Raw genomic sequence first — 26,362 nt, 5'->3', positions numbered from 1 at the left:
CTACTGCTGAGATTTCAGCCACTCGGTAGGTGTGCACCCTTTAACTTTCTTGAAAGCTCTATAAAAGGTTGCTTTAGAAGAGAAACCACATTCATTCATTAGTCCTGAAATGCTAAGGTGGTCTAATTTTCCCTTATCGATCTCCTTTAAAAAGTAATCGACTCTGTATCCATTCACATAATCAGAAAAGCTTGTAGACATGTTATGATTGAGCAGTGTCGAGAGCTTTTTTTCCGGAATTCCAATGTGGTCAGATAATGTTCCTAATTTTAGGTCGCTGTTTAAGAATAGCTGCTTTTCATTCATCAACAGAGCTAAAGCATCCATAAGCTTTTGTGACTCTTTCTCGGATAGAACTGAAGTGGAGCCAATTCCTTGTTCTACTTTCGGGGTTGTCGGCTTTTCTGCATGTGCAACAACCACTTTGTCAATGAACAGTCTATACACCAAAGAAAAGATAAAAGCTATCCATGCAATATTGAGGCTTCCAAAAAGGAAACTGTCTCTGCTAAAAAGCTCTGTTTCCAAAGGGCGATTAAGGGCTAATGCATAATAGCTCAATCGCAGTAATTCGGGGCCGACAAAAATTAGCAGTAAACTGAAACCGTATGATAGCCATTTTTGATTTGCTAAATGCGTTGGAATAGCCCAGTAAGCATGAGCATAAAAAAGGAAGGGAAAAATAAGGACAGCCAAAGGTGCAGGGGTGTTGGTACGGATAGAAGGATCAAACCAATTTTGCTGCCAGCTTACATTGACCGCTGTAAAAATAAACACCCAAAATAAGAGGTGAAGGCCCCACTCTGTCTTTTGATATTTTGATATTGCGTAGCTCATTGACTAAAGATACCAATATTGGCCTATCACCTACGCTTTTGTGTTGTATTTGTTTCGTTCCATGATTTCTAAATTGCACAATGGCAAGAACTCTCCTCATCACATAGGACATCGCTCAGGTTCTCTCAGCTTTCCATTAGTGTCTTTTAGAACTGCAAGGGCAATATGACAGAATCTAAAGCACCCTGCCTAACGCAGAATATCTGTTTTTGATGATATCAGCAATTAAAGCCTGTCATCCCATAGTTTATGCGATGTATTCCTCTTTCCCTCCACCGAAGATCCAACACTTCTTACTCTTTGTTTCTACAATAAACATACTGTAAGGCGGTACAATCAGATGGTCTATTTGAGTAGTTCCATTTTTGGACGGAATGATAATTCAATGAAATCTTCGGTAGGCCTTTGAATTGAGAAACAGCCACATATAAAAAGTGGTCTTCTTTTCGTCAAGCCATCCTCGGAGTCTTTTATTAAGTTTGTGAATGTGAGTCTTGATTATAGACTGCCTTGAGAAAGAAAAAATATAGACTATTTGAGTGGATGTTATATTCAGTCTATTCCATTTGTTTCCCTACGATGAATATGAAGGAGTTTTTCTCTTCTGAAATTACTCCAAACTGGTAGCTGCTTATTGCTGTATTTGAATCTGAGGAGAGCAGAAATATAATATCCCCTCCCCTCTACCGGGCTTTTTTCTTGGCAAATTCAACAGCCTTTGAAAGATCATTCATATCGGACTGCTTTACCTGAAGTGCTCCAATCTCTTCGTATTCAATCTCATCATCGAGACCTGTTAAAACTACTTTTACCGGAAAGTTTTCGGGCAATGCATCATACGTATTTCCTGTTGTTGTAAAATTTGATGTCATGCACCCGGTAAGAAAAATAGAAACTGTGAATATGACAAAGATAGCTCTCATAGCTAAAAATTTATTAAGTGAGGATTTACCTAATTTTAAATGAATTTATGTAGAGTCTGCTTCATTCTCCGAAAATTGTCCAACTCAAATCGATTTCTTCTTGTGCTTTATATTCTTCTATTTTTTTAATGATTGATATTCTGTGAGCTACACCGCACATAAATATTGCCTTATTAAATTTATTGGTTTTACAATAAGAATAAATATTTCGAAGCATTGAGTTTTCATATGCATCTATATATTCATTAGCCATTTTATCTATCTCACTTTCATTTAAAATTCGACTTTCTAGCATTCTCATTTCTTCATGAAGCTTAATACTTTCAGTGCTATTAAGAAATTTAAACCCATGTTCTGCCGCCAATGAATTAAAATTGTCAATTAAATTTTGCAATTCTTTTTTTTCACAAACTATATCATATTTTTTTTCGAAAGAATCGGATAATCCTTTATCAAGCACAGGAACATAATCAAAAGAGGTTTTGATGCTGTATTTCTGAATTGCACTTAATTCCAATTTCTTATGCAGTACCCCAAATGATGTATACCTCATTTTATCATATTCTGAATACGAATTTTCAGGAGCCTCTAAAAAAATAACTTCTGGTCCTATTTTTTCTATAATCTCACATAATTGGTCAGAATTGCACTTTCCAATCTCCTCATGAACTGTACTAATTAGAGTAATATTATTCATGTTCGGTGACAATCCATTATGTAATTAGAGTATTAATCTATTCTTTTTAGTTTACTTTTCTAATCAAGTAATTTTGGTTCAAGTTCACAGAAAACATAGTAAATATAATCATACGACAATATCCAACCCGTCCTGCCTGTCGTAGAATATCTGTTTATACTGTCATTTCTAATTAACCACTGTTATTTAATAGTCTATGAAACACATCACAGTCAGTCAACTTTCGGTAAAAGCAAAATAACGACACATTCACCTACCTGCAGCTCGATATTAAGTTAGATAGGTCATCCCCCTCAATCCCCCTTCGAAGGGGAATACTTTAAATGCTCTTGAAAATAGAAAAGGCGTGAGTGTTTAAACCCACGCCTTCAATATCAGTATAATAGTATCTAAAAAGGAACTCTTAGAGAATCGCCTTCATGTAGTCTCGTCGCATCTCTGCAATAGCTGAAATGCTGATTCCTACCGGACAAACCGCTTCGCACTCTGCAAAGTTGGAGCAGTCGCCAAATCCTTCTTTCTCCATCTGCTCTACCATGGCTATGGTTCGTCTTTCACGCTCGGGCTGGCCTTGCGGCAGACTGTTCAAGTGAGCGACTTTCGCGCCGGTAAAGAGGGATGCCGAAGAGTTCGGGCAAGCTGCAATGCAGGCACCACAACCGATACAGGTTGCATAGTCGAACGCCTGATCGGAAACTTCCTTTTTCACCGGAATAAGGTTTGCTTCTGGGGCCTGTCCGGTATTTACCGAGACGTAACCACCTACTTCAACAATTCTGTCCATCGCAGAGCGGTCTACTACAAGATCTTTAATGACCGGGAATGCGGCTGCTCTGGGCGGCTCAATCACGATAGTGTCGCCATCGCTGTAGTTACGCATATGCAGCTGGCAGGCTGCCGTCTTGTGCTTTGGTCCGTGTGCACGGCCGTTGATCACCAGGTTGCACGATCCGCAAATTCCTTCACGGCAGTCGTAGTCAAACTCGACAGGATCCTTACCGTCCATAATCAGCTCTTCGTTCAGAACGTCAAGCATCTCAAGGAACGACATATGTTCACTTACATTATCAAGTGTATAATCCTGAAAACCGCCTTTATCCTGGGCGTTTTTTTGTCTCCAAATCTTCAGGTTTATTTTCATTGTACTCATATCAAATCCTGTTATTTGTAACTTCTTTGTTTCAGTTCCACAAATTCGAACTCAAGGTCTTCCTTGTGGCGTTTGGTTTCGAGTTTGCCGTTGACGCCCAGATACTCCCATGCCGAAACGAATGCATAATCTTCATCATTCCGGAGGGCTTCTCCTTCTTCGGTTTGATATTCATCTCTGAGGTGGCAACCGCAGGACTCATCTCTGTCCAGTGCATCAAGAGCCATCAGCTCAGCCAGTTCAAAGAAATCGGCAATACGGGCCGCAAATTCCAAATACTTGTTATAGTAGTTGGACTCGCCCGGTACCCGAACGTTTTTCCAGAAATCTTCGCGAAGAGCTCGAATCTCCTCAATAGCCGATTCAAGTCCCTCCTTGCTTCTGGATATCCCAACTTTATCCCACATAATCTTTCCGAGCTCACGATGGAACTCAATCAGTGACTTGTCCCCTTTCACAGCGAGAAGTTTATCAAGCTGATCCTGAGACGCTTTTGCGGCTTCATCAAATGCTTTGTGATCCGTGGATACTTTTTCGAGGTCTTCGCCGGCAATGTAGTTTCCTATAGTGTAAGGGATGATAAAGTATCCGTCGGACAGACCCTGCATCAGCGCACTTGCACCCAGCCGGTTTGCACCGTGATCGGAGAAGTTCGCCTCTCCGGCCACAAACAGTCCCGGAATATTGCTCATCAGGTTATAGTCAACCCAAAGGCCACCCATCGTGTAGTGAACGGCAGGGAAAATTCTCATCGGTGTTTCATACGGATTTTCGTCCGTGATATTTTCGTACATGTCAAAGAGGTTTCCGTATCGTGCAGCGATAGCCTCTTTACTGTCGCGCTTAATTGCATCACGGAAATCGAGATAGACCGCAAGTCCGGTCTCACCCACTCCAAGGCCTTCGTCGGTTACCATCTTCGCATTTCTGGAAGCCACATCACGCGGAACCAGGTTACCGAAACTTGGATAGCGCTCCTCGAGGTAGTAGTACCGCTCCTCTTCAGGAATATCGTTTGGAGCACGATCGTCTCCTTTCTTGCGCGGCACCCAAACACGGCCATCATTACGCAAACTCTCGCTCATCAGTGTCAGCTTGGACTGATAGTCGCCGGAAACCGGGATACAGGTTGGGTGAATCTGAACATAGCAGGGATTCGCAAAAGCGGCTCCCCTCTTATGACATCTCCATGCTGCGGTTACGTTTGAATTTTTTGCATTTGTGGAGAGGTAGAATACGTTTCCATATCCGCCGGTACAGAGAACAACGGCATCAGCTTCCCACTTCTGAATGGTTCCGTTTACAAGATCACGGGTAATGATACCTCGTGCCTTTCCGTCAACCACAACCAAATCCAGCATCTCCTGACGCGGGTTGTCCTTAATTTTTCCGGTATGAACCTGGCGCATCATCGCCTGATAGGCACCCAAAAGCAGCTGCTGACCGGTCTGTCCCCGGGAGTAAAATGTTCGCGAAACCTGCGCTCCACCGAAGGATCGGTTATCGAGCAGTCCGCCGTAATCACGTCCAAACGGCACACCCTGTGCAACCGCCTGATCAATAATATTATTCGAATTTTGAGCCAGACGATAAACGTTAGACTCACGGCTTCGATAGTCACCGCCTTTAATGGTATCGTAAAACAGTCGCCATACACTGTCGCCATCATTTTGATAATTCTTCGCAGCATTGATACCACCCTGAGCCGCAATACTGTGCGCCCGGCGGGCAGAATCCTGAATACAGAACGTCTGCACATTATAGCCAAGTTCTGCAAGGCTGGCTGCAGCAGAAGCGCCTGCAAGTCCTGTTCCAACTACAATGACGTTGTGCTTACGCTTGTTGTTTGGGGAAACCAGTTTGATATCCTTTAAATGCTGTTCCCACTTATCTTCCAGTGGTCCTGAAGGTACTTTTGGATCTAATTTCATAATGGTATAGGTAGATTTACAAAATGATTATTGGCATTGGATAAGTGCTGCTTCACAGCCACCGCCGAAGTAGATATAGATCGGGATAAACAGGAAGCCAACGGCAAACACGACTGCAAAAATTCCGCCTAATGTGTAGACAATAGCTGACGTTTTTTTGCTCTTCATTCCGAGAGATGTAAAGGCACTCCAGATCCCGTGCCCCAGGTGTGTTCCGAGAAGCAACATAACGAATGCATACCCGAAAGAGTATACTGCGCTGCTCTGGAAGGTATCGATAACCAGTGTTTTAATATCGTGCGTTTCCTGTCCGTCTATTACCACGGTACCGGTTTCGCCCAGTGCAAAAGTGTTGACGTGAATGACCACAAAAATCAGGAGTACAACACCTGTAAAGGCCATGCTTCTCGAACTGAGACTCTGTTTACTGGGACCGCCTTTACTGCTGTAGACCTCATATTTGTTGGGACGCGCCTTTCTCTTTTTGAACCAGATGGAAATTCCAATCCAGGCGTGAATTACAAAAACTGCCAGCAGCCCGATTCTTGCAATCCAAAGCAGGGGGCCTAAATTATGAAGTGTCATCGAGTAGCGGTTCATTGCATCTGCTTCGCCGAAGATGGCCAGGTTACCGCCAAGATGAAATATGATAAACAAGACGAGGAAAATGCCGGTCAGGCCGGTCAATATTTTTCGCCCAACCTGTGACGTCGCTGCTTGTAATAGATTTGGCATACTGTAGATATTATTATTAATGTGATCAGATAGATGAATCGTAATTTTTCAAACTAACAATCATCTATATTTTTCTGTTCCTAAATTCATCTATTAAAAGTCGCCCCTTTTGATATAAAAGGCAAGGTTGAAGCCCTTTCAATTCATGGAATCGGCTTATTAAGAAAAGGTCTAAATTGGATATTAACCTCTCATTCTAGCAAATCAATTTCTTGTATACAGTTACTAAACTATTTAAAAGCGATTATCGCATCAAAGAATCCAAATTTCTGGGGTATTTACATCCGGCGGAAAGTAAAACGGAAGCGGATCATTTCCTGGAAACCGTAAAAGATGAGCATCCAACGGCTACCCATCACTGCTATGCATGGAGGGTGAACCCCAATAAAATTGAAGAGTTCGACCAGGATGACGGTGAACCGAGCGGCACTGCCGGCCTTCCCATTCTAAACGCGTTGAAATCGGCCGATTTGGTGAACTGCATTATGGTATCTGTGCGCTATTACGGCGGGACCAAACTGGGAAAATCGGGCCTTATTGACGCCTACGGAGAATCAGCCCGCCAATGTATCGAGCATGCCGTAATGAAAGAGGTCGTCCCGGTTCAAACCTACCGTATACAGTATAATTACGAACACCAGGGAATTATTGACAAACTTAAAAACGATTTCACCCTAATTGAACTTAACTCTGTATACCTCGAAGATGTTACCTACGAATTTGGCTGCCCTGTCGACGAGATCGATCGATTGGAGGGAAAGCTGAAATCCGTTACACACCTCTTTGAGGATTTTGAAAAAACAGGTGAATCTTTTCACATAAAAAAATAAGTAGCTGAAAATCATTCGTCAGCTTGTTACCTTAAAAACAAAAATTTATGAAGATCTATACAAAAAAAGGCGACCAGGGATATACCTCACTTTTCGGAGGTGCAAATGTTGAAAAAAACAGTTTGCGTATACATGCTTACGGCACTGTAGACGAACTCAATTCCATTATCGGCATGGTACTGACTCACTCCCTGAGCGATAAAGGGAAAAAGATGCTGAATGAGATTCAGTCTCAGCTCTTTGTTCTGGGAGCAGATTTAGCCACCCTTCACTCAAAAGAGGCAAAGATTGAACGAATTGGCAGTGGCGATATTCAGAAGCTGGAAAACTGGATCGATGAGCTGGAGGAAGATCTCCCCGCTCTTACAAGCTTTATCCTGCCCGGCGGGTCACCGGCCGGAGCCACACTGCACATGGCACGAACCGTATGCAGGCGGGCTGAGCGAAACACGGTAGCACTGAAGCAAAACGATCCTATTTCGGCCGAAACCGTTATTTATCTCAACCGACTTTCTGATCTTCTTTTTGTTCTGGCCAGATATGAAAACAGGCAAGCTGGTGAGCCGGAAACACCCTGGCAGCCACGGAAAAAAAAGTAACGGTTATAAAGTGATCATGATATAAATTCATTTAATTTGGTAATTTGAGAGTTTTATGCGCACTAAATTTAAATAAAATAGTGAATAACAGTAGTATCCCCTCATTATGAAGGAGGGGCGAGGGGAGGTTGGACCGGAATTTGTTCCTTCAAAAACGTTTAAAAAATGAACCCAACTTGATCGAACCACCCCTTAATCCCCTCCTTTAAAAGAGGGGAAATCTTCAAATTCATCATAAGAAAATATTAAGTTAGCGCTTACCCACCCTATTAAGGGGAACTCTCAATTATAAATCTTATCCCGAACTCATCTTATTTAAACTAAACAATCCAAAAAATTTACGCGCTTTATGGCATTAATGATCTCTGTATCCGGAATTCGTGGAATTTTCGGTTCTCATCTCACTCCTCAAAACCTTGTTACCTTTACATCGGCATACGGAACATGGCTGAACGGCGGCACCGTAGTTGTAGGGCGCGACTCACGGGTTACCGGACAAATTTGCGAGGATATTGTATGCGCTACCCTTCAAAGTGTAGGATGCAATGTGATTAAAATCGGCATAGCACCAACTCCTACCGTTGCGATGAGTGTTTTGCAGCACAGTGCGGATGGCGGAATCATTTTAACGGCCAGTCACAATCCCGAGCAGTGGAATGCCTTGAAACTTTTGAATAGCAAAAGTGAATTTCTAGATGCGGACCAGGGAAAAGAAGTTCTAGACATCGCCGATAAATGTGAATTTGAGTATAAGCTTTTTGATAAAATCGGAACGGTTCAAAACGATTCGGATGCCATTCAAAATCACATCCAAGCCGTCCTGAATCTGCCCTATATCGATTCTGATTTGATTAAAAGTAAAAAGTTTAAAGTTGCCGTAGACGCCGTAAATGGCGGCGGTTCCGTAGCTCTCCCCGCCCTGCTCGAAGCACTCGGAGTTCAAACAGAGTGCATCTACTGCGAACCTACGGGAATCTTTCCGCACAATCCCGAGCCACTGCCGGAAAACCTTACGGAGATCTGTGATTTTGTAAAGGAAAAATCTTGTGATCTTGGAGTTGTTACGGATCCGGATGGAGACCGCCTTGCGCTGGTGGATGAGAACGGACGACTTTTTGGGGAAGAGTACACGCAGGTTGCAGCCTTTGATCTGTTGCTGAGTAAAAATCCCGGCGACACAGCAACAAACCTCTCCTCCTCGCGGGCAGCGGATGATATCACCAATAAATATGGACACACGTGTCACCGCTCTGCTGTAGGCGAAATCAACGTCGTTAAAGTGATGCAGGAGAAAGGCGCCGTTATTGGCGGTGAAGGAAATGGAGGAGTGATCAATGCTGACCTGCACCCGGGGCGTGATGCATTGGTAGGAACAGCTATGATTCTGCAGCTGCTGGCCGAGCGGGACATCAAGGCATCAGAATACAGAGACTCATTACCAGATTATGAAATGAGCAAACAGAAAATTGAACTGAGCAATCTCGGGATGGACGCCGATGAACTGCTGAAAAAAGTTACCGAAGTGTATGCCGATCAAAATCCGAATACCGTTGATGGAGTTAAGCTTGATTTTGATGAGGGATGGGTTCATTTCCGAAAATCAAACACAGAACCCATTATCCGGGTTTACAGTGAAGCAAAAACGAAAGAAGCAGCCAATCAACTGGCCGATAAAATTCTTTCAGTTATTAAATAATGATCTCGGTAACTCAACCAAAAACAGATTCAAACAGGAAATGCTTTCTTCTGTAAGCTTTCCTATTTTAAAAATTCATATCCGTTTAAACTAATATTTCAGAATGATTACATCCATGACAGGTTTTGGCCGGGGCGAGTCATCGTCTGACGGCTACCAGGTAACCGTTGAAGTTAAAACTCTGAACAGCCGATACCTGGACATCTCTGTACGAATGCCGCAATCCATACAGGATAAAGAGATTCAGTTGAAAGAGTGTGTTCAAAAAAACCTCTCCCGTGGAAAAGTAAATCTGAATATTAATGTAGATCGCACAGAAACGGCCGGACCCGATATCAAACTGAACGAAGAGCTGGTTAAGAGCTATAGTTCCATCCTGAGAAATCTGAGAAGTGTGGGAAATATTGACGAACCGGTTACCGTGCGGGATCTGTTACAGTTCAACGACATTTTTGAAACCAGGAAAGAAGGTGAAGAGGAAGTTCGCATTATCTGGAACTGCACAAATTCTGCTCTCGAAACCGCCCTCAAGAATTTAAACACCATGCGCCGTAAAGAAGGTCAGGAGCTGAAAAGTGATCTTTCAAACTTGATCAACGGCATTTCGAAGCTATTGGATGAAGTGATTGAACTTTCTGATAAACGGGCTCCGGAGATCCGTGAAAAGCTCCAGACCCGTATCCAAAAAATGATCACTGAAGAGCAGGTAGACGCTGACCGGATGGAGATGGAGATTGCACTGCTGGTTGATAAAATGGATATCAACGAAGAGGTGATCCGGTTGCAGTCTCACCTCAAATTTTTCCTCGAAGCCCTGGAAGCAGATGAGCCTGTTGGGCGACGACTGAATTTCCTATGCCAGGAGATCAATCGTGAACTGAATACAATCGGCTCCAAAGCCAATGACTCTAAAGTAGCCCATCACATTGTTTTAGGGAAAGAAAAATTGGAACAGATTCGCGAACAAGTTCAAAATATCGAATAGTTCTCAACCGGCTTTCTAATATCATATTCATCACTTTACATGAGCAAAAGAGGAAAAATTCTGATTCTTGTTTCACCCAGCGGCGGTGGGAAATCGACCATGACTAAACGTCTGCTGAAAGATTTCGACAAGCTGAAGTTTTCAGTCAGTGCCACAACCCGTTCTCCTCGAAAAGGCGAAAAAGATGGCGTTCATTATCACTATCTCAGCAAAGAAACCTTCAAACAAAAAATTGAAAATGATGAGTTTTTGGAATGGGAGGAGTTTTACAACGGCACAATGTATGGTACTTTACGTTCAGTCGTTGAAAATGAGCTGAATAAAGGCTATTTTATTCTGCTTGATATTGATGTATTGGGTGCAAAAAATGTAAAGAAGCTCTATGGCGATGAAGCATTGGCTCTTTTCATTAAACCCCCATCTCTTGAAGTATTAAAAGATCGTTTGATTGCCAGGGGAACTGAAACAGAAGAGACCCTGCAAACACGCATTGAACGGGCTGAAAAAGAGATGAAGTACGCATCCGATTTTGATGAAGTCATTATCAATGATGATCTGGAAACTGCATACAACCGGATCAAAGAAACGGTTTCAACTTTTATAAATTCATAACATATAATTATGCCGATTCGAACACTCAATTTAGAAAACCTTGGTAGCAAAAAAGGCAATCGTTACGAAAAAATTGTAGCGATGTCTAAGCGAGCACGTCAAATCGCTGCACAGGAAAAGATGGAACTCGACGAAAAACTCAAATATTTTGAGGGCTTCGAAGATGAAGACGAGTTCACTTTTAACGAAGAGCAGGAAAGAATCTCCAAGGCGTTCGAAAAACTGCCGCATGCAACTCAGCGTTCTGTAGATGAAATGCTGGAAGACAAGGTAACTTACCGTTACCCTAACAAAGAGATTTAAATATGCTTTCCGGGAAACGCATCATACTTGGCGTTACCGGTGGTATAGCTGCATATAAAGCAGTCTACTTATTAAGAGAATTTCAAAAAGCGGGAGCTGAAATCAGGGTTACCATGACCCCTTCGGCTACCCGCTTTGTTGGTTCTGAGACGTTTGCCGCTCTCAGCCGTAATGAAGTTGCCGTTGAAGTTTTCAACGATTCGGAACCCGGAAAAAACTGGACCAAACATATTCACTGGGGCGAATGGGCCGACCTGTTTGTGATTGCACCCTGCACGGCTAACACGCTGTCTAAAATTGTACATGGCCAGTCAGACAACATGCTCACCTCTACCCTCCTGGCCGCAAGATGTCCGGTTTTAATCTGTCCCACAATGGATGGCGAGATGTATGAAAGCCCGGCCGTTTCCAAAAATTTAAAGGAAGTTCGGGAGATGGGTTACTATGTTCTTGAACCCGACGAAGGTTACCTGGCCAGTGGACTGGAAGCCATCGGACGTCTGCCTGAATCGGATGCCATCTTAAAACGATCGGCTCAAATCATTAAGGAGCATCGGATTCAAGGCCCGCTGACCGGAAAGAAGGTTGTTGTAACAGCCGGACCCACACGAGAATACATCGATCCTGTTCGGTTTATATCCAATCCAAGCTCCGGCAAAATGGGAATTGCTATGGCAGATGCCGCCCGGGCACTCGGTGCGGATGTTACTCTGCTACACGGTCCCATCACAGAAAAAATTCCCGATCGAATTCAAACTAAATCGTTCATTTCCGCTGATGATCTATTTGAACTGATGAAAGATCATCAGGATGCAGACATCGTCATAAAATCGGCTGCTGTTTCTGATTTTAAACCTGTCACCCGATCGAATCAAAAAGAGAAGAAAGACCGGGCCAAACTCTCTGTTGAACTTGAACGAAATCCCGACATTCTCTCCTGGCTGGGTGAACATAAAAAGAAGGGACAGGTACTGATCGGTTTTGCCATGGAAACAGAAAACCTGATGGAGAACGCCCGTGCCAAGCTCGAAAAGAAAAACCTCGACTGGATCTGCGCCAACTCACTGAGTGAAAAAGGGTCCGGTTTTGCCTCGGATACAAACACGATCCATCTTATTGGCCACGAACGGCAGCTTGAATTTACCGGCTCAAAAAAAGAAATAGCCTCTCAAATACTTCAAGAGATTTTCGGCTCTTAATTCTCCGCCAATATTTTTGAAGCGCTGCTCAAACGGTCCAGCGTTTCCAATCCCCATGGAAAGATCCCTTCCGTATGGTTTACACCCTCCGGTCGGATATAAGTCAGGTTTGTTTTTCCCGACTGCTGGGCACGAGCCTCAAAATCGTCGCTGTTAAAAATCGGGGCAACCCCATCTTCATCTCCATGCACCAACAGAACGTCTGCTTCCGGCACATAAAGAATGTTGTTCTCTGCAACCGCCAATTCAAGCTCCTCCTCTTCACCATTCAGATATCGTTCAATAAAGGAATCCGTAAAGAGTTCTGTCATAGACTCGGGAAGCTGAGATGCAACCTGGGCTGCACTTTGTGAACCGTCAAACAGGCCTGAAGAGATTCTCTCGTCGTACGGAGAGTTGAAATAATCACTCACGGGATTCTGTAAGCTGTAAATCTCGTGGTAGGTCTGTAAAAAATAGGCGTAGCAGGCCACGCACTCGGCTGGCTGATCGATGTTGTTGATTATAAAATCCATTGTGGATGACAGATCAAAAATGGGTGCACCCATAGATATCAATCCTGCCTGAAGAGGTGACGGACCGGTTTCTATTTTCTGAGCAAGAGCTAGCGTGGCATAGGCTCCTTCAGAATAACCAATCAGGTCGATGGTGCTGCCCGACCACTCAAACTCATTCGCTTCAAGAAACTCCATCCCGGCCATCATCATATCGTAACTGGCCGTTGCCAGCGACTCTTTGTGCTGGTAGGGATGCGGCTGCTGGGACGTCACTCCATAACCGAGGTAGTCCGGCAGAAATACAATGTTTCCTGCTGAAGCAAAAATGGATTTTCGGGTTACTACAGAGTTGGTTGTTCCATCAACCGATGGAGCTTCAACATTCGAAAATATCGTAGCGTGTTGAATGGACAGAAGTTCCGGCTGTGAGGCTTCCTTCGGTATCATTACGGCTCCAGAAGCCTCAATGGGGTTCCCGGCTAAATCCGTAGTCTGATATAAGATTCTATACACATCAACATCATATTCAATAAACGCAGCTGCATCAGACTGCCCCGCAAATGTCCAGAAAAACTCCATGGAAGACTGAGTAATCGTACGGTTAAATTCCTCAGATACCAGGTATTCAAATTCGGGCTCATCGATACTGTTATTATCGCCACAGGAAAGCGTAAAGAGGAAGAGCAGGAAAAGAGCCTGCCATTTAAAATATTTCATTAATCTGCCGGTTGGTTATCGTTCTGTAGTAAACATAATAAACAAGCAACACCGTAACTGCTATGAAAGTTTTGAATTACGAAGACCGAATATTGATCCGAATATTAAAGCGGATGTCGTGCGTAGTTCGCTTAAACGTTCTGGACGACTTTGGAAGAATCTGGGTAAATCCGTACTCAAAATTTGCCTGAATCGTATTGGAGAAACGATAACCCACTACAGCAGATGTGTTAATGCGAGTTTGCCCTGTCGGCGGTCTCGGATTAAAATCATAGGCATCCGGATCCCGGTTAATTTGCGTGGCGTCGACCTGAAGGGCACGCTCCAGATCCGCATCCAGTAAAAATCGCTGTTCAGAGTCTTCGATGTAGTTTCCGTTTAACGTCAGATCCACATTGTTGGTCAATCTTCTGAAAAACGGCAACCTGAAATTACGCAGTGTATATGCAAACTGAACCCTCACCCCTTTGGATGTCCTTTCAGAAACCTGCGTATTCGAGAGTGAAAGGCTCGTCAGTTTACTGGTTTCATAACCCATTTGGGTTCTCAATCCATTATCCCAGGTGATATTCAGTTGAACCAGCGGGGCAAATCTCTTCTCAATATTTACAGAAGACGGATCAAATTCAGGGCGGGTATCCTCTATCTGGTAAATTCCCAATCTCCTGGATATCGGAGTATCAGCATCGTTATTCAAATTCCAGCCCACACGGTAGAGACCGCTGTAAGAATGCGTAATGGTTGCACGCTGCATATAGCGGCCAATCCAAGGAAATATTTCCTCAATACCCGTCCAGTTGATTCTCCAGTTTGGCAGAGGAATCGGAGTAAAGTTTTTGTCTCCAATCGTTGGTGCCCTGCCCATATAGGCTTTTCTGAAGTCTTCCTGAAGTGCAACGCTGTTCAACACCGTATTACCGTTATCCGCTCCGATAACGTTGTCCACACTGCTCATACCGTCAAAAGCGGATTGAAGCTGATTCCTGAACAATTTCTCGTAGCCACTGCCAAAAGCCCAGATACTCGAACTTATATTGCCGGAAGAACTCACTACAGAAGAGATTTCATTGTTGGCACTCAATGAAATGGATTCGGTGCGGCGTTCGTCCCATTGCGTTTGCCAGCTTAAATCGATCGACAGATTCGTAAATGGGTTGAGTCGAGTTCCCAGCGTGATGTTATCTGAATATGTGTTGTTAGCCGGAATCTGAATTGAACCTGTACCGTCCGGATTGGAAATCAATCTATCCTGTCTAATTCTCTCTTCAATACCAATTCTGTATCCAAATGAAGGGGTAAAATTATCTCCCCCGAACATGTCAAAGAAGCTTGAACCTCCGTCATAACCGGCCTGAGAACCGGTTTTTGAACTGCTATAATTGATGTCTGCGCTGCGTAAGCTAAACACGGCCAGGAATGTTTTTCTGGCGTAATAGCTAAACTGTTCTCCAAACGTATAGCCTGCCGATTCCTCATCACTGTCTCTGCTGATTTCACGTTCGCGCGATTCATCCCTGTCTGCTTCAACTGCATTTTCATAAAAAGGAATTTTATTCAGCAGTGTCTCCGTGTTTACTCTAAGGGTATGGTCGAGCCTGAATGTATTGGATACACGAGATCCCTGATTGGAGCCGAACGGTGAATTTTCCCACCGATAGCCGCCCGAATATCGTGCATTATAGTTCAACCAATTCAGAACTGATATTTGGCTCAATCGGGGTTGCCAGCTTGCCGTATAGTTCTCCGAATAGCTGCTGCGGCGAGGAGAGAGGTCATCAAAGATCAGATCACGGAATACATCAAATGAAGATTCAGTTTCAAATGCATCACTGTCTACCCCGGTTAATCCTGCGTCTTTTATAGAAGCCCGGCCCAGGTCAAAAATACTTTGCGACTGAAATGAGGTTGATACGGAAGGAGTCAGATTATAACCAAATCCCAGATTGCTGGTATATGTAAAGCTATGCGTTTGCTGCAGGGCAAACTCCTGCTGATTCTGTAACGTTCTTCTCTTCCTCTCTTCATACGAACGGCGGGTACTCAGTGATGATGAGAAGTTTGTGGGTGTAATTCCCAGCTGTAAACCGGCCAGAGTTCCGGCCAGCGGAATGTTGGAGAGAAGATTAAAGGGCCTGACATATCTGGCAGTCCTGAAGTTATGATTATACCTCACAGAGGCGTTATAATTCCAATTATCCTGAAATAAATACTCCGGCGTACGGCCGTCTGTAGTATTATATACATAGTTGAATGTGGTGTTATCCAGAGTGTATCGAGCTAACCAATTTTGTGAATTTTGCTTGGACAGGTTCGACAGGTTTACCGAATAGCTCTCGGAATAGGTCTCAACATCACGGATCTGCTGTTCAATGAGTTGATCCTGCTCATCTTCATTTAAATCCGTTCTGGAACGAACAGCCTGTTCAAAATCTGTGAGGCGAACATCTCCCTGATTCGGTAAATATTTGGGAACTGAATTTGATCTTCTTGTCGACAGGCTTACCGGAATATTCCAGCCGTACCGCTCCGGTATAAAGCTATCCAGATTGACAGTAGTAGATAGGTCATACGCAATTTCGTTACTTACTCTCCTTTGTCCCAAACGGGAATCCAGTGAACCAAAGCCTTGAGTCTGCCGAATTAAATTTGCATTAAGCGTGGCAAAGTCAGCTATTTTCAGAGATGATTTTGCATTTGCGGCCCAACCGGTTTCATTATCAAAACCTGAAACCCTTAATTCATTCAGCCAAAGTTCAGCATTCAAAATCGGCGTACCGGGGCCACTCGGATTATCCGGATCGAACGGATTTCTAATTCCCATACCCACCTCAGACACTCTGCCCAAAGATGGATTTCCTTTAATGGCAACCACTGCGCCGGGAACAGCATCTTCCAGAATATCTGATCTCTCATACACTTCAGATAGTGAGCCGCCCCCCTCTTGATCCCTGAGCTGCTTCAATTGATTGAATGCCGACAGCACAATATTCATGCTGTTTTCGTCATACCTCCACACCTGCTCAGCTTCTTCATCAATAAGCTGATTACCGCCCGGATCAAACTCCTGATAAGGGAAATTGGGGTTCGATGGGGTTACTGGCTGCCTGTATTCGTAGTAATTATTTTCAAGGTCGTTGCCGAAGCGCATCACCAGTTCTGCCTCTCCTCTCTCCTCATATCCTTCCCCATGTACAAACATTCGCATGTTGGAGTAGTTGAGCAAGTTCAACCCACCGGGATATACCCGTTTAACCAACTGAAGAGAGCCCGGACCAATATTTTCTCCTTGAAGAACAATTGACTGTTCATTCTGCAGGGATTGCAGCTGCGTACCTCGATTTTGTGCACGAATTGCACCCCTTGGTTGCCGGTACGGAATGGGGCGCCGATTTGAATTCTCCTCAATATTTATCGTACTGATTTTAATATCCGCATTGGGGTCACTCTGGGAATTTATATTCTCATCCTGCCGCCACTGACTCCCAACAAATTCCAGAGATGCAAAGCGCAGCGTAAAGGGTTGTTCGTAACCCGACATCCAGATTCGAATGTATGTGATATTCTGAAAGTCGTTTATATCACCCACAGTTCGCTTGAATTCATCGAGTGGAATCCGTACCTGGTACCAACGATCTTGCTGACGGGATCCCGGGACCCGGTCTACGATATATGTACCCGGTGAACCGATTTCCAACCTATTCTCATCGGCCGGATTCAACTCTACCTCGTATTGAAAATAGGAGTTGTTCAGAGCTACTGTTGATGGATTAACCAAGCCTTCCGTATTAGGCCGGTTGGTAGAAGCTCTTCTTTCGCTTTGATCAATTGGTGTATTGCCATCACCGTGCCCGAGCATCCTGTGAAATCGTTCATGAAGCGGCAAATCCTGAACCAGAGACTCACCGTAGAAAATATAGTCGTCGTTTGAAGGGTCGGAAGAAATTTGCTCAAATTCCTCACTCCCGGCTCCCCACTGCACACGCATCTGATCTACAAATTCCTCAAATATCGTCTGCTCATTCAGCCCATTGACGCCACCTGAATTTGGCATCCCATCGAGGCCAACATCTTCGATCTCTCTGTTCTCATTAGAAAACTGTCCTTCAGGCGGAGGAGGATTAGCTGGCAGAGCGGATCTTGGATTCATCTGGCTATCCAGAATCAAGGTCTCGGGATTAAGAGCAAGTCCATCCTCTGTATTTAGCTTGGAGTTTGGAACTACATCTTCTGTAACCAAACCTACATCGATATATATTTTGCCGTCAAAATCGTCAATCGTGCCTGTTTGTGCCGGTTGTCCGTCTTCGAGTACCGGCTGAACCCAAAACTCCAGAAATTCAATATTGTTTTGAGAAAAATCCTCCTGTCCGGAGGGTATCACGGCCGTCATTCCTCCCCAGGTTCGTTCCGGCTCATCTTCGAGTAACGTTCTCAGTTCAGAGTTGTAGTTATACTGCCCCCGGGAAGTTGGATCATAAAATACATCCAGTGTTGTGATAATCTCTTCTTGTGGATTTTGTGTCTCCCTGCCGGGAAATACATCGGTAACCTCAACAGGTTGAGATTCCGGCGTAAAGTCTACATTTCCTAAAATTGTCGAAATATTTCTGGGGATGGAGTACCAGGATAGTTTCGACCTCAGATCAGAACGATCCAGTCTCGATTGCTGGTCAGAAACCGGAGCTCCCGGGAAATCTTCTTCTAAAAAAATGGATTCATCCGGCTCATACCCCGGTACAGCTGCCGGAGCTGCCGCCAAATTCCATCTTGTCGCATTCAGAAGATTGATTTTAATATTTGATCCTTCAAAATCATCCACGAAAGACAATCCCTCCTCCTCATCTTCAAACAACTCATTATTACGGATTGCCCGGCGTACAGCACGGGTTTCTGATACTCCCGGCCTGAGTTGTGCAAACTCGCCGCTGAATTCAAACTCTGAGTTTTCGCGGGTCTGGATCAGAGGAAGCCAATCCACTGCGCGCGTTAAAAATGGAGTATCGAAACGAGCATTTGCATCCAGGCCAATCACTGAGTTACTGATTGGCTCATCACCGATTCGGATTTTATCATCCAGCGGCCGCTCGTTGAACCGAAAGAAAGTGCCTCCAACCTGGAAATTATTGGTGATGTCGTATTCTGCGCGCAGACCGGTGAATGTCTTCTGTTCAATGGAAGTCAGCGCCTGATTCTCATATTCAATCCGAATATCCTGCCCCGGTGCGGTGTATCGATCATTGAGGATGGTAATGCTTCCAAATGAATAATCTACCTGATAATCTACATTCTCCTGAAGCTGATTACCATTTGCATAAACTCTGACTGACCCCTCAACCAGTGCAAATCCCAGGTTATAGTTCTCCTGCAGTCCGCCCCTTGATGTACCGCTGAATCTATAAAATCCATTCTTTGAACTTTGAGATGCATTCCGGTTTCTCTCTTCATACAGTTCATCATAGGATAATCTCTCAATCTCCTCTTCCGAAGCCGGAGAATCTTGCAGAACCTCACGGATACGATTTCCGAATGGCTCCAGATATGGAAATATGACCAATCCGTTTTGAGGATCTAATGTACCTGTGCCAAAATCAAGCTGGTTATCGGGTTCCAAAGCTCCCTGCGAGTCAACCCGATCCAGTCCCAAATCCTGCAGAAGCGTTGCAGATCTTCCCGGCAGCCGGTCGCGGGCAATATTTTGCTCCGTAAATTCCAACTCGAGCTCAAGGCTTTCCCGATTGATATCACTCACACCTAATGAGTAGATGTTCCGCATAGTCAGGTTAAAAAGATCACTATCTGTCGATACATTTTGCGGACGCAGCATTTTCAGGAAAATCCTGTCGTTACCGCTTCGGTTAAGTTCACCTACATTAATTATTTCATTATTGCTTCCTCTATAGGTGAACGAAATTGCCAACACTTCTCTCGACCCTAATCCCCTTCGAAGCGATATATACCCTGAAATTTTATTGATGGTGTAATCCGTGCCTTCTTCCAGCGGTGTAAAATATCCCTCTTCAAAATTCCTTGAATCGGTCACTCCCAAATCCTCTGGAGAAACTCCGGTTTGCGGGTCACGAAATTGATCTAAAAGTGCTGCATCAAACACATCCTGATCATTTTCCGGTGGCAAAAAACCTTCCGTCCCGTCTCTTACAACTCCCAAATCTGCTAAAGCTACAGCGAGACGAGCGCCCTCATCTGACTGTATATTTTCTCGCAGTACCCACACCTCAACATCGGCTATCTGAAGCGTTTGAGACAGCTGCTGAGGGTTTGCCATACTGTTTTCAAATTCCTGACGAGTATAGTAATCCAGGAAAAAGTGCCGGTCATCACTGTAATCGGCCGGACGAAGCTGAATCGGCTGTTCCTGCGAACCACCGCTAATGGTTTCCACATTGCTCTCACCGTCCTGTTGAGAAATAATGGACGTAAGCCTAAATGAACCTAATTCTGCAACCGATTTAATTCCAAACAGAGCACCACTGCCGCGAATCAGTGAATTTCCGGTGTTCATGTTCACATTTCCCATCTCAATACTCTTGATGATCTCATCCTCATATCCCTCGTAGGAGATACTCAACCGGTTTTGGTAATCAAATTGCCTCTCGGTATCCCAATCGGTTTGAATCGTCAGTTTATCACCGATATTTCCCTGGATATTAAGTTGAAGACTTTGATCAAAAGTAGGGTCGATCCGTGTCTGCTGATCCGGCGGTAAACTGGGATCTTCAGATCGCTGTACAGAGGCACCCACATTCATGGTGGCTACTCCATTGACTCTCAGATTCACCTCCGGGCTTCCAAAAATAGACGAGAATGCAGATTCCCTGCCACCCGGAATGTCCACACTCATATCAAAAATACCGCGCTGCGTTTCATCCCGTCGGTTTGTTTCTCGGATTAACTGCTGCCAGTTTTCCTGTTTAACCCGTTCACGGTTCATGTCGGCATATTTTGGAAATGATACCGAAACAGGAAAGCCGGACCGATATCCTTCAATTCGTTTTTCGACATAAAACCCGCCGTCGTTTCGGGTTTCGATATAAATCTCTTCCGCCGGAAGTGTGATAAAGTAGAGTTTTGGGATGGGCTGAAAATAAATTGGGGCTACCTGATCTCCTTTGATACCCCTGAACGTATTTTGAAATTCACCATTCTCCTCAATATCTCCTTCTTCCTGATCTGTCTGTTGAGCATATACCTCTGTCGCTGAAGCTAAATGCATCATCCATCCCAGTATTGGAAAGAGTATTAAGAAACGTTTAATTGGCACTGTTGTAAACTGCTGGTGTTAAGCCGGATATGCGGCTAATTTTTACGGAATTTCAAACAAAAAACAAATCAATCAGTGTCGTAACGTTTTTGCGATAGGATCTACTTTTAAATGGGGTTCAAATGAGAATGACTAAGAATAATAAACTCTCTGCAAAGATGTTTAAAAATAGAAGCTTTTGAAAGGAATTGATTTTCGAAAAGCACTTTTCATGAATGTTAAAATAGCTGTACTATTAAGGCATGTTTAACAGCGTACAGACCGAACTTTTTAGAAAACATATTGGGCCTTTTCTTTTCTGTTTTTTTACAGTCATGTTTCTGCTTCTGATGCAGTTTCTGATACTGCATGTAGATAAGCTTGTTGGAAAAGGGTTGCCCTTTTTTATCGTTGCTGAGTTAATCCTCACCAATCTTGCATACATGGTCGTTTTGGCCGTTCCCATGGCGGTGCTGGTGTCTACATTGATCGCGTATGGTAAATTTTCAGAGTGGAATGAATTGACCGCCATCCGTGCGGCCGGAATCAACCCCATCAAACTCATGATCCCCATGATTCTGACCGGGTTTGTCCTGTTTGGTGTGATGGGCTACTTTTCCAACTATATTTTGCCCGAATCGAACCACAAAGCACGATCGTTGTTTCTCGACATTCGAATGCAAAAACCTGCTTTTGATCTACAGGAAGGAATTTTTTATGAAGACCTGGATGGGTACACCTTTCTGATTACAGAGATCGACAGTGAAACAGACTCACTGTATGATGTACGGGTTTTTCAGGATGCATCCGACAACCGCAGAAGAGCGTATATCAACGCCGAACGCGGATGGCTCGAAAGTCCGGACCAATATACCCTTTCGCTCTACCTGTACAATGGCTCTGCCCTGCGATTTATTCCCGGTGAACGCAGAAATGAGGAAACTCTTGAACGCAGCAACTTCAACACCTACCGAATGAGCTTTGACCTGACAGATCTCTCTTTTTCACGGTCAAACCCCGAACAGCGCAGCCGGAATGACAGAACCATGAGCGCTCAGGCCATGATTGCCGTAGTGGATACCCTGCGCACCGAACAGAATCGCGAAAGGGACAAATTCAGAAATGCAACCGGTCAGAACGAACAAACCCCATTCTACTCAGAATCCGGGAGTTCCCTCAACTTAGTTCGGGATGATACACAAGATACCCTCAGAGTTTACCAGTCTGATCTGCTTGTTCTGAATGACCTGCCTAATCCCGCCACCCAAATTGGAGCCATAAACCGTGCGATCAATACCATAGACCGCTACAACTCCGAGCTGGATAATTTAAAGTCAAATGTTAGCTGGCGGGATTTCAGAGTGGCTGAATTTTTAGTAGAAGTACACAAAAAACTATCTATTCCTTTTGCGTGTGTGGTTTTTGTTTTTCTGGGAGCACCGATTGGCATGCTGACACGAAAAGGGAACCTGGGAGTTGCGGCACTAATCAGTGGCGGACTTTTAACGGTCTACTTTATCGCGATTATCCAAGGTGAAAAATTGGCCGACCGCCTGGTAATCAGTCCGTTTTGGGGAATGTGGGGGATCAATATTTTCTTTCTGATAGTCGGCATTATATTAACTCTGCACGTAAGTACCTCCATACGCATTACAAACTTATTTCAGAAAGATGAATAAGCTCGACCGATATATTTTACTGAGGCTTTTTACCATCACTCTATTTGTGCTTGGGATGCTGATCCTCATCTTTGTACTGATTGATTTCTCAGAAAACAGTGATGAATTTGCAGATAAAGGTGCAGACATGGCTGAGATCTGGGGACAATACTATCTAAACTATATCCCGGAGATGACTCGTCTTGTATCTCCGGTGGCCGTTTTGGTGGCTTGTCTTGTTTTAACGGGTCAGATGACAGAGAGGCTTGAAATTACAGCCATCAAAGCTTCCGGTATCAGTCTTTACCGACTCATCATGCCGTATCTTTTCTTTGGTTTAACCGTGGCATTAACGGTCAGCTATCTCGATGCATTTATTATTCCAAACTCAAATGCAGAGCGAATTGCTTTCGAGCAGCAGTACATGTCGAATAGCGGCGACAGGATAGACAGAGGTGGGATATTCAGGCAGGACTCTGACAGTACTATTATAAACATCAATTTCTATGATCATAATGCCAATATCGGTCACAGAGTTACCTTTATTGAATTTGAAGAAGATCGGATTCAAAAAATTATTACTGCCAACAGAATAAGCTGGGTCGATTCCACATCAACATGGGTAACAGACCGTGCACAAAATCGAGTTTTCCGGGATGTAGCATTCGAAGAGTTTGATACTGAAGATGAAGAGATTGAACTGAATATTCTCCCGAGAGACTTAACACGGAGAACATCAGATATTTATCAGCTTACGTACCCAGAGGCGCTGGAATATATCGAATCAATAAAAAGGATTGGAGCCGGTGGCATTGCCCTTCCACAAGTTCAGCTATACAGCCGAATGGCTTACCCGATTTCCATCATTGTGGTCTGCATCATCGGGTTTGCAATTGCCACGGAAAGGCGAAAAGGCGGAAAGGGATTTTATATTGCAGCCGGACTCTCCTTCAGCTTCATTTACCTCACTTTAATGAAAGTGATTGAACCCTTTGGAGCCGCAGGTACACTAACGCCCGAATTTACCGCCTTTTTCCCTCATCTGTTTTTCTTCATACTTGGTTTAATAGCCTTAATTATGGCTAAAAAATAGACGGTATTTACGCTTCAGGTTTAGGACCGCGGTAATTAAATGGAATATCAAATTTGTCTTTTGAAGCTGTTGAGATCGTGCCATTTTCAGCTTCGAACTTTCTGATATTTTCGTTCAACGCATTGGCAAGACGTTTGGCATGATCGGGTGTCATGATAATCCGTTTCATGACTTTAGCTTTTGGAACAGCCGGCATCATGGAGATGAAATCAAACACAAACTCAGATTGAGAGTGCGTAATCATTACCAAATTTGAGTACGTTCCGTTTGCCTCATCATCTTTCAACTCAATTTCAATCGATTTACCTTTTGGTTGCTTTCTCTTCTGATCCATAATGGATGTAATGATTTAAGTTTTTTTGTTTACTAATGAACAGTTTGTAGGTCGGGCTGATCTTATCAATCAAAACACTGCCCGACTTTAAATAACAGTACTGTCTGATTTTTAAAGTATCCCCTTTCGATGTCAATTTCAGGACAGAATTGCTTTTTCCAGCTCTTCTTTTGATATACCTGAATGAGATTCATGCCAGAAAACTTTTCCATCGTTTAATACGATAATTTGGGGAGATTCATGTCTCAATCCTGTCATGTCGGCTATTTTTCGGGAGAGTGCCCTGTTTTTCAACACATCAACAAAATGAAATGATGCCCGATCATCATATTTATCCATGATTTCTTCTACTTTCAGTTTAGAAAACAGACAGACTGCACAGCTATAACTGTGTTTATAGATCACGTGTTTCCCGGAGTTAGCTGCGACCATTTTGTCAAGATCCTCTTCTGCCTCCGGCTGTAACCACTTTTCAGAAAGTGATGCTCTGCCACTAACCATTCCTCTTAATCCGCTTAAAAAGCTCATACCTCAATTCCCCAGACAAACTCCAATTTCTCTTGCCGTTAGGATAGTATCTCCATCCAATGGAACAAGTTTTATCTTATCGGCAACTTCAGAAAGAGGTATTCTTCGAATCTCATTCTGCTGCATCACAATCATTTTATTAAAGTCTTTATCAGCTAATGATCGGATGGCGGCAGCTCCAAATCGAAGAGAAATAAGCCGGTCACTCGTTGAGGGTGTCCCGCCTCGCTGTAGGTGTCCTAAAACCAGAGAGCGCGACTCTTTCCCCGTCATTTCAGATAACTTCTTCTCGAGATATTCTCCAACTCCTCCTAATTGCTCAGCCTGACCTATCACCTTACCTTTTACAAAGTGATCTCCTCCAACTTCTTTAGCACCCTCGGCCACAACAACGATGGAATAGGTCTCCCCCTTTTTTTCTTTCTCCATAATTTTTTGAGCAATGGAATCCAGTGAAAACTCTATTTCCGGTATCAAAATAACGTCTGCCGACGCTGAAAGTCCGGAGTGAAGGGCAATCCATCCTGCATAGCGCCCCATCACTTCTATAACCATAATCCGGCGGTGCGATTCTGCCGTGGTTGTAATTTTATCAATGGCTTCCGTTGCTGTGGTAACGGCCGTATCAAACCCGAGAGTTACTTCACATCCCCAGATGTCGTTATCTATCGTTTTTGGGACCCCAACAACAGGAACTCCTTTTTGAGTGAGTTTATGGGCTATACGCATGGATCCATCACCGCCAATGGCTACAAGTGCGTCAATATTGTGAGATTCAAAAACCTCAACGGCTTCATCCGATCGATCTTCCAGACCCCAGCTTCCATCTTTTTTCTGATAAGGCATCTCGAATGGATTTCCCCGATTTGCCGTACCCAGAATGGTGCCGCCTTGAAGAGTAATTCCGTGAACACGTTGCCGGGTCAGCGGAATAAATGGTTCGTCTGAGTAGAGCGATCCATAGCCATTACGAATCCCAAAAACTTCCCAGCCCCGCCGTATGGCAGAAAGTGTAGCAGAACGAATTGCCGCATTCAGTCCGGGCGCATCGCCGCCACCCGTATTGATTGCTATTCTCATACTGTCTCCGGCAAATCGAGAGTAAATCCTTCCAGAGCGATCGCTTCCCTTAATCTTTCCATGCCCAATCCTTCTCTCAGAAGTACAGGTTCGTCTCCGGTCAAATCCAGTATGCTGGTTTCCTCGTCCGATAGTTCATCCATTTGATCGTCTACCACCACATCCACAACCTTATCGAACCGGTTGAGATACATCTCTTTATTTCCTTCTTCCGGACTTCCAAATTCTACGTTGGGCAGTTTTGCAGTAATCGCCATTACCGGGTGACCCAGTTCTTGTATCAATTCCAGACAAACGGAATGATCCGGCACACGTATTCCAACAGTCCTTTTCTTAGGATGAGTTAGCAGTCGGGGAACTTCACGTGTTGCCGGTAAGATGAATGTGTAAGGACCGGGTATCAGCCTTTTAATCAATTTAAAATTGTCGTCACTCAGATGTGCAAATATCGAAACATTTTCCAGGCTATGGCACATCACTGTCAGATGATCATTTTTATCCAGTTGTCGAATTTTCCTGATTCTATCTATGCCTTTTTTGTTCTTGTAGTCGCAGATCAGTGCATATTGACTATCGGTGGGAAGGACCATGACTGAACCATCGATGAGTTCATCAGTCAATTCAAATATTTTTTTCTTGTGAGGCGCATCCGGATGTAGTTTAACTCTTTGAGACATATTTACCCTATTTGAGATTATTG

22 protein-coding genes are annotated in these 26,362 nt (G+C 44.0%); 9 read left to right on the top strand and 13 right to left on the bottom strand.

Annotation, left to right across the window (positions count from 1 at the left end):
- From CWD77_RS01865 to CWD77_RS01835, 7 genes are all read right to left on the bottom strand, one after another.
- Nucleotides 1-837, bottom strand: a complete 837-nt coding sequence (locus CWD77_RS01865; RefSeq protein ID WP_101071527.1) for a helix-turn-helix domain-containing protein — start codon at nt 835-837, stop codon at nt 1-3.
- Between the two features lie 247 nt (nt 838-1,084).
- Nucleotides 1,085-1,213 carry a nuclease-related domain-containing protein gene (locus tag CWD77_RS15740; protein WP_420821209.1) on the bottom strand — a complete coding sequence of 43 codons (129 nt, stop codon included), beginning with the start codon at nt 1,211-1,213 and terminating at the stop codon, nt 1,085-1,087.
- A gap of 307 nt (nt 1,214-1,520) precedes the next feature.
- Nucleotides 1,521-1,760 (bottom strand): hypothetical protein, encoded by a 240-nt coding sequence (locus CWD77_RS01855; protein WP_101071526.1) that lies wholly within the window; start codon nt 1,758-1,760, stop codon nt 1,521-1,523.
- 61 nt (nt 1,761-1,821) lie between these two features.
- The gene (locus tag CWD77_RS01850; protein WP_101071525.1) at nt 1,822-2,457 is read right to left on the bottom strand and encodes a hypothetical protein; all 636 of its coding nucleotides are present in this window, start codon (nt 2,455-2,457) and stop codon (nt 1,822-1,824) included.
- A 403-nt stretch (nt 2,458-2,860) separates the two neighbouring features.
- Entirely contained in the window at nt 2,861-3,598 is a 738-nt protein-coding gene (locus CWD77_RS01845; protein ID WP_101072911.1) for a succinate dehydrogenase/fumarate reductase iron-sulfur subunit, read from the bottom strand.
- 20 nt (nt 3,599-3,618) lie between these two features.
- Nucleotides 3,619-5,538: a fumarate reductase/succinate dehydrogenase flavoprotein subunit gene (locus CWD77_RS01840; protein WP_101071524.1), complete on the bottom strand. Its 1,920-nt coding sequence runs from the start codon at nt 5,536-5,538 to the stop codon at nt 3,619-3,621.
- A gap of 27 nt (nt 5,539-5,565) precedes the next feature.
- Entirely contained in the window at nt 5,566-6,273 is a 708-nt protein-coding gene (locus tag CWD77_RS01835) for a succinate dehydrogenase cytochrome b subunit (protein WP_101071523.1), read from the bottom strand.
- Nucleotides 6,274-6,485: 212 nt separating this feature from the next.
- On the opposite strand from CWD77_RS01835, the gene CWD77_RS01830 reads away from it, so the two are divergent.
- The 7 genes from CWD77_RS01830 (at nt 6,486) to coaBC (ending at nt 12,497) form a co-directional block, all read left to right on the top strand.
- Complete coding sequence (locus CWD77_RS01830) at nt 6,486-7,103, top strand: IMPACT family protein (protein ID WP_165779047.1); 618 nt, start codon at nt 6,486-6,488, stop codon at nt 7,101-7,103.
- 47 nt (nt 7,104-7,150) lie between these two features.
- Nucleotides 7,151-7,702: a cob(I)yrinic acid a,c-diamide adenosyltransferase gene (locus CWD77_RS01825; protein WP_101071521.1), complete on the top strand. Its 552-nt coding sequence runs from the start codon at nt 7,151-7,153 to the stop codon at nt 7,700-7,702.
- Between the two features lie 349 nt (nt 7,703-8,051).
- A complete protein-coding gene (gene glmM / locus CWD77_RS01820) occupies nt 8,052-9,398 on the top strand; it encodes a phosphoglucosamine mutase (RefSeq protein WP_101071520.1) in 1,347 nt (448 codons plus the stop codon).
- A 103-nt stretch (nt 9,399-9,501) separates the two neighbouring features.
- A complete protein-coding gene (locus CWD77_RS01815; RefSeq protein ID WP_240596595.1) occupies nt 9,502-10,383 on the top strand; it encodes a YicC/YloC family endoribonuclease in 882 nt (293 codons plus the stop codon).
- A gap of 39 nt (nt 10,384-10,422) precedes the next feature.
- Nucleotides 10,423-10,995, top strand: coding sequence for a guanylate kinase (gene gmk / locus CWD77_RS01810; RefSeq protein WP_101071519.1), 573 nt, complete (start codon nt 10,423-10,425; stop codon nt 10,993-10,995).
- Nucleotides 10,996-11,004: 9 nt separating this feature from the next.
- Nucleotides 11,005-11,298, top strand: a complete 294-nt coding sequence (locus tag CWD77_RS01805; protein WP_101071518.1) for a DNA-directed RNA polymerase subunit omega — start codon at nt 11,005-11,007, stop codon at nt 11,296-11,298.
- Between the two features lie 2 nt (nt 11,299-11,300).
- Nucleotides 11,301-12,497, top strand: coding sequence for a bifunctional phosphopantothenoylcysteine decarboxylase/phosphopantothenate--cysteine ligase CoaBC (coaBC, locus tag CWD77_RS01800; protein ID WP_101071517.1), 1,197 nt, complete (start codon nt 11,301-11,303; stop codon nt 12,495-12,497).
- Here coaBC and CWD77_RS01795 read toward each other — a convergent pair.
- Together CWD77_RS01795 and sov are read right to left on the bottom strand one after the other, a co-directional pair.
- Nucleotides 12,494-13,711, bottom strand: a complete 1,218-nt coding sequence (locus CWD77_RS01795; protein ID WP_101071516.1) for an alpha/beta hydrolase family protein — start codon at nt 13,709-13,711, stop codon at nt 12,494-12,496. The two genes, coaBC and CWD77_RS01795, sit on opposite strands and share 4 nt — an antisense overlap.
- Nucleotides 13,712-13,787: 76 nt before the next feature.
- Nucleotides 13,788-20,945: a T9SS outer membrane translocon Sov/SprA gene (gene sov, locus CWD77_RS01790; RefSeq protein ID WP_101071515.1), complete on the bottom strand. Its 7,158-nt coding sequence runs from the start codon at nt 20,943-20,945 to the stop codon at nt 13,788-13,790.
- Nucleotides 20,946-21,232: 287 nt separating this feature from the next.
- On the opposite strand from sov, the gene CWD77_RS01785 reads away from it, so the two are divergent.
- Both CWD77_RS01785 and CWD77_RS01780 read left to right on the top strand, forming a co-directional pair.
- Entirely contained in the window at nt 21,233-22,648 is a 1,416-nt protein-coding gene (locus tag CWD77_RS01785) for an LptF/LptG family permease (protein WP_101071514.1), read from the top strand.
- A complete protein-coding gene (locus CWD77_RS01780; RefSeq protein ID WP_101071513.1) occupies nt 22,641-23,720 on the top strand; it encodes an LptF/LptG family permease in 1,080 nt (359 codons plus the stop codon). Before CWD77_RS01785 ends, CWD77_RS01780 begins: the two co-directional genes overlap by 8 nt.
- 7 nt (nt 23,721-23,727) lie before the next feature.
- Here the strand turns inward: CWD77_RS01780 and CWD77_RS01775 are convergent, their stop codons facing one another.
- From CWD77_RS01775 to CWD77_RS01760, 4 genes are all read right to left on the bottom strand, one after another.
- Nucleotides 23,728-24,054 (bottom strand): DUF3467 domain-containing protein, encoded by a 327-nt coding sequence (locus tag CWD77_RS01775; RefSeq protein ID WP_101071512.1) that lies wholly within the window; start codon nt 24,052-24,054, stop codon nt 23,728-23,730.
- A gap of 138 nt (nt 24,055-24,192) precedes the next feature.
- Nucleotides 24,193-24,582 (bottom strand): bacillithiol system redox-active protein YtxJ, encoded by a 390-nt coding sequence (gene ytxJ, locus CWD77_RS01770; RefSeq protein WP_101071511.1) that lies wholly within the window; start codon nt 24,580-24,582, stop codon nt 24,193-24,195.
- 3 nt (nt 24,583-24,585) lie between these two features.
- Nucleotides 24,586-25,662: a 6-phosphofructokinase gene (locus CWD77_RS01765; protein WP_101071510.1), complete on the bottom strand. Its 1,077-nt coding sequence runs from the start codon at nt 25,660-25,662 to the stop codon at nt 24,586-24,588.
- Entirely contained in the window at nt 25,659-26,339 is a 681-nt protein-coding gene (locus tag CWD77_RS01760; RefSeq protein WP_101071509.1) for an L-threonylcarbamoyladenylate synthase, read from the bottom strand. Before CWD77_RS01760 ends, CWD77_RS01765 begins: the two co-directional genes overlap by 4 nt.
- Between the last annotated feature and the right edge of the window lie 23 nt (nt 26,340-26,362).

The organism is Rhodohalobacter barkolensis (genome assembly GCF_002834295.1).
Lineage (GTDB): Bacteria > Bacteroidota > Rhodothermia > Balneolales > Balneolaceae > Rhodohalobacter > Rhodohalobacter barkolensis.
Note: the sequence above shows the minus strand (reverse complement) of the source record. Positions and strands in the feature narration are given on the sequence as shown.

Coding starts and splice junctions, on each gene's coding strand:
- CWD77_RS01865 (WP_101071527.1), bottom strand. CDS start 837: ATGAGCTACGCAATATCAAAATATCAAAAGACAGAGTGGGGCCTTCAC.
- CWD77_RS01855 (WP_101071526.1), bottom strand. CDS start 1,760: ATGAGAGCTATCTTTGTCATATTCACAGTTTCTATTTTTCTTACCGGG.
- CWD77_RS01850 (WP_101071525.1), bottom strand. CDS start 2,457: ATGAATAATATTACTCTAATTAGTACAGTTCATGAGGAGATTGGAAAG.
- CWD77_RS01845 (WP_101072911.1), bottom strand. CDS start 3,598: ATGAAAATAAACCTGAAGATTTGGAGACAAAAAAACGCCCAGGATAAA.
- CWD77_RS01840 (WP_101071524.1), bottom strand. CDS start 5,538: ATGAAATTAGATCCAAAAGTACCTTCAGGACCACTGGAAGATAAGTGG.
- CWD77_RS01835 (WP_101071523.1), bottom strand. CDS start 6,273: ATGCCAAATCTATTACAAGCAGCGACGTCACAGGTTGGGCGAAAAATA.
- CWD77_RS01825 (WP_101071521.1), top strand. CDS start 7,151: ATGAAGATCTATACAAAAAAAGGCGACCAGGGATATACCTCACTTTTC.
- glmM (WP_101071520.1), top strand. CDS start 8,052: ATGGCATTAATGATCTCTGTATCCGGAATTCGTGGAATTTTCGGTTCT.
- CWD77_RS01815 (WP_240596595.1), top strand. CDS start 9,502: ATGATTACATCCATGACAGGTTTTGGCCGGGGCGAGTCATCGTCTGAC.
- gmk (WP_101071519.1), top strand. CDS start 10,423: ATGAGCAAAAGAGGAAAAATTCTGATTCTTGTTTCACCCAGCGGCGGT.
- CWD77_RS01805 (WP_101071518.1), top strand. CDS start 11,005: ATGCCGATTCGAACACTCAATTTAGAAAACCTTGGTAGCAAAAAAGGC.
- coaBC (WP_101071517.1), top strand. CDS start 11,301: ATGCTTTCCGGGAAACGCATCATACTTGGCGTTACCGGTGGTATAGCT.
- CWD77_RS01795 (WP_101071516.1), bottom strand. CDS start 13,711: ATGAAATATTTTAAATGGCAGGCTCTTTTCCTGCTCTTCCTCTTTACG.
- sov (WP_101071515.1), bottom strand. CDS start 20,945: ATGATGCATTTAGCTTCAGCGACAGAGGTATATGCTCAACAGACAGAT.
- CWD77_RS01785 (WP_101071514.1), top strand. CDS start 21,233: ATGTTTAACAGCGTACAGACCGAACTTTTTAGAAAACATATTGGGCCT.
- CWD77_RS01780 (WP_101071513.1), top strand. CDS start 22,641: ATGAATAAGCTCGACCGATATATTTTACTGAGGCTTTTTACCATCACT.
- CWD77_RS01775 (WP_101071512.1), bottom strand. CDS start 24,054: ATGGATCAGAAGAGAAAGCAACCAAAAGGTAAATCGATTGAAATTGAG.
- ytxJ (WP_101071511.1), bottom strand. CDS start 24,582: ATGAGCTTTTTAAGCGGATTAAGAGGAATGGTTAGTGGCAGAGCATCA.
- CWD77_RS01765 (WP_101071510.1), bottom strand. CDS start 25,662: ATGAGAATAGCAATCAATACGGGTGGCGGCGATGCGCCCGGACTGAAT.
- CWD77_RS01760 (WP_101071509.1), bottom strand. CDS start 26,339: ATGTCTCAAAGAGTTAAACTACATCCGGATGCGCCTCACAAGAAAAAA.